We start from the raw sequence: 3,383 nt of genomic DNA, 5'->3' as shown, positions 1-3,383 counted from the left end.
CGCCGGTCGCCATCCAGCTCTGCCAATAGCGCATCAGCCGCTGCGCCGCGGGCGCGCCGTCGGGCGCCAGCAAGGCGTCGACATGCGCGAGGTAGTCAAACAGATAGCCCTCGACCAGCGCCGCGCCGAACGCTTCCTTGGACTTGAAGTAGTAGTAAAACGAGCCTTTGGGCACGCAGGCAGCCGACAGGATCTCGTTCAGACCCACGGCCGTAAAGCCCTTGCCCAAAATAATGGACCGTCCCGTGTCGAGAATGTGCTGGCGGACATCCGCGTGATCGTTGCTCATGCCGCCATCATACGCCAAAAAGTAGACCAGTCGTCTAGTAGCCTGAATTGCCTGCGGGTCTTCTACCGTGACGCAGCGCCAAGATTGCCGTTCAGCATGCTATTCAAAGCACCGGCGGCTCGGACAAGGCCTCCAAGCTCTGGCCCTGCGCGGCCAGCAGCTTCTCCAGCGCCGGCAGCAAGGGGCCTAAGCGCTCGTCGATGGCGGCCCGCACGGTGTCGACAAAAACTTGGGTCTGGCGCTCGATTTCGATATTCAGCCGGGCGCCCTCACCCTTGGCGCCGAAGGTGGTCATGCGCAGTGTCTCGGGGATCAACCAGACCTCGAACCAGCCGGCCTTGCGGTCAGCCTCGGCAACCGTCAGGCTGGCGCCGTTGATGGCGATATAGCCTTTGGCGAAGATGTAGCGCATCCAGTCGGGTGGCACCTGGATGCGCACGCAGACATTGTTCTCGGGCCGGCGGATGGACGCCACGGTGGCCAGGAAGTCGATATGGCCGGACAGCGGGTGGCCGCCGATCTCGGCGCCATCTCGCGCAGCGCGCTCCACATTGAGCGGACTGCCCGGCTTCAAGTCGGCCAGGGTGGTCAGCTTCAGGCTTTGCTGCATCACATCGAAATCGGCGCTGTCCTGCTCGCCTAAAGCCGTCACGGTCAGGCAGACGCCGTCGCAGGCGACGCTGGCCCCGATCTCAAGGCCGGCGCAAAAACCGGGCGGAAATTGCAGCGTGAAGCTGCGCAGACCCGGCCGGTCGGTGATGGCCGCTACAACGGCAACGGCTTGAACAATGCCTGTGAACATGAGTAGGGTGAAGAGCAGATTTGAAGGCTGCTCAGCTTATCAGCTCAGCAAACTGAGGCGGCGAAAAGCCGATGGACAGGCGACCATCACTCCAACGCACGACCGGCCGCTTGATGGCGCTGGGCTCGCTCAGCAGCAGCACCTGGGCCGAGGCGCTGTCGACCACCGCTGCGCGGGCGGCCTCGTCTTGCTTGCGCCAAGTCGTGCCGGCGCGGTTCAGTACCCGCTCCCAACCCAGCTGCTCGCACCAGGCGGCCAACTCGGTCGCCGGTACGCCAGCCTTTTTGAAATCAAAGAACTGGTGGGCCAAGCCTTGCTCGGTCAGCCAGGCTCGCGCGCGCTTGACGGTGTCGCAATTGGGGATGCCGTAGACGGTAATCATGGGGCGCACGCTAACATGACGGGCATGATTGATTGGCTTGACGACAGCAATTTGGATTTCCCGCCCAGCGCGCAGGCCTTGGGCGCGGATTCAGACGCGCCGGGGTTGCTGGCGGCCGGCGGTGACCTCAGCCCGCAGCGCTTGCTGGCGGCCTATTCACGCGGCATCTTCCCTTGGTATGGTGCGGATCAGCCGCCGCTGTGGTGGGCACCCGATCCGCGCATGGTGCTGCAGACAAAGAATTTCAAACTCGCACGCTCACTGCGCAAGACGCTGGCCCATTTCAGGCGCTCGGCCAGTTGCGAGATCCGCGTCGACAGCGCCCTGCCCGAGGTGCTGAGCGCCTGCGCCGGCTCGGCGCGCGAGGGCCAGGCCGGCACTTGGATCTTGCCCGAAATGCAGGCGGCCTATCTTGAATGGGCGAGACAGTCGGGCGCCGTGCACAGCATCGAGACCTGGATGGACGGCGAGCTGGTGGGCGGGCTCTACGGCGTCAACATCGGCCGCATGTTCTTCGGTGAATCGATGTTCATGCGCCGCAGCGATGCCTCCAAGATTGCACTCGCCGCCTTGGTTTGCCTGTGCCGCAAGCATGGCATCAGCTGGATTGACTGCCAGCAAAATACCGGCCATCTGGCCTCGCTGGGTGCGGCCGAGGTCGCGCGCGGCGCCTTTGAGGCGCATGTGCGAGAGGCGGTGGCCGAGCCGGGGCCCGGCAGCTGGACCTATCATCCAGCCTTGTGGGCCTTGCTGGATCAAGACTGAAGCCGAAGCACCGTGACCCATCCCAAAGAGCTCCCGCTGGCGCAATTGCAGTTCTATGCCACTGCCGCCTACCCTTGCAGTTACCTGCCCAACCGGCAGGCACGCTCGCAGGTCGCCACGCCCAGCCATCTGATTCATGCCGATGCCTACTCGGGGCTGGTGGCGGCGGGCTTTAGGCGCAGCGGCTTGTTCACCTACCGGCCCTATTGCGATGGCTGCAAGGCCTGTGTGCCGATGCGCGTGCCGGCCGCGGGCTTCAAGCCCAGCCGCAGCCAACGCCGCGCCTGGCAGCAGCACCGCAATCTGCAGGCCAAGGTGATGCGCCTGGGCTATAGCCAAGAGCATTACGAGCTCTACCTGCGCTACCAGACCGGCCGCCACTCGGGCGGCGGTATGGACCATGACAGCGTCGACCAATACACCCAATTCCTGCTGCAAAGCCGCATCAACTCGCGCTTGGTCGAGTTCAACGAGCCGCAGGCCGACGGCTCACTGCGGCTGAAGATGGTGTCGATTCTGGACATCCTCAGCGATGGCCTGTCGGCTGTCTACACCTTCTATGAGCCCGAGGAAAAGACCAGTTACGGCACCTACAACGTGCTCTGGCAGATCCAGCAAACTCGCGATCTGCAGCTGACGCATCTGTATCTGGGTTATTGGATCGCCGCGAGCCCGAAGATGGCCTACAAGACCGACTTCAAGCCCTATCAGCTGCTGCAAGACGGGGTCTGGGCCAGCGCGGGGCTTGAGAGCTAGAAGCCCGCCTGAGCAGCCAGCCAGCCGGCCGAGAAACTGGCCCAGTTGATCGCCAACAACGCGGGCCGATCGGACTTTTTGCTGCACTTCAACGGCATGCGCGCTCAGGCTGACGCAAAGCTCAGCTTCAAGCGGGCCTAAGCTGCGGGCACAATCACGCCCCATAGCCTTGTCGATACCCTGAGAGACCTGAAGCATGCAAAGTTCAAACCTTATGAAGATCAGCTTTTTGCTGCTTGCCCTCGTCGCCGGAGCGATCAGCAATGCGCGCGCCGATTTCGAATTGACCGACAAAAAAGGCCGCCGCCTGCTGTTGAAGGACAACGGCACCTGGCGTGTCTTGGAGACCAAGGACAGCGCCGCTTCGGCAGCGCCAGAAAAAGTGGAGG

5 protein-coding genes are annotated in these 3,383 nt (G+C 63.2%); 2 read left to right on the top strand and 3 right to left on the bottom strand.

Going from position 1 to position 3,383, the window contains the following annotated elements:
* From RMO57_RS13995 to RMO57_RS13985, 3 genes are all read right to left on the bottom strand, one after another.
* The coding region (locus tag RMO57_RS13995) for a TetR/AcrR family transcriptional regulator (RefSeq protein WP_310387596.1) at nt 1-289 on the bottom strand (289 nt) is incomplete at its 3' end.
* Nucleotides 290-392: 103 nt separating this feature from the next.
* The gene (locus tag RMO57_RS13990; protein WP_310387594.1) at nt 393-1,091 is read right to left on the bottom strand and encodes a riboflavin synthase subunit alpha; all 699 of its coding nucleotides are present in this window, start codon (nt 1,089-1,091) and stop codon (nt 393-395) included.
* Nucleotides 1,092-1,122: 31 nt separating this feature from the next.
* Nucleotides 1,123-1,473, bottom strand: coding sequence for an arsenate reductase (locus RMO57_RS13985; RefSeq protein WP_310387591.1), 351 nt, complete (start codon nt 1,471-1,473; stop codon nt 1,123-1,125).
* Nucleotides 1,474-1,488: 15 nt separating this feature from the next.
* On the opposite strand from RMO57_RS13985, the gene aat reads away from it, so the two are divergent.
* Nucleotides 1,489-2,238 (top strand): leucyl/phenylalanyl-tRNA--protein transferase, encoded by a 750-nt coding sequence (gene aat / locus RMO57_RS13980; RefSeq protein ID WP_414896430.1) that lies wholly within the window; start codon nt 1,489-1,491, stop codon nt 2,236-2,238.
* Between the two features lie 12 nt (nt 2,239-2,250).
* Nucleotides 2,251-2,994 carry an arginyltransferase gene (locus RMO57_RS13975; protein ID WP_310387588.1) on the top strand — a complete coding sequence of 248 codons (744 nt, stop codon included), beginning with the start codon at nt 2,251-2,253 and terminating at the stop codon, nt 2,992-2,994.
* The last annotated feature ends 389 nt before the right edge of the window (nt 2,995-3,383 follow it).

Origin of the sequence: Roseateles sp. (assembly GCF_031397715.1) — a bacterium.
Taxonomy (GTDB): Bacteria; Pseudomonadota; Gammaproteobacteria; order Burkholderiales; family Burkholderiaceae_C; genus Paucibacter_A.
Note: the sequence above shows the minus strand (reverse complement) of the source record. Positions and strands in the feature narration are given on the sequence as shown.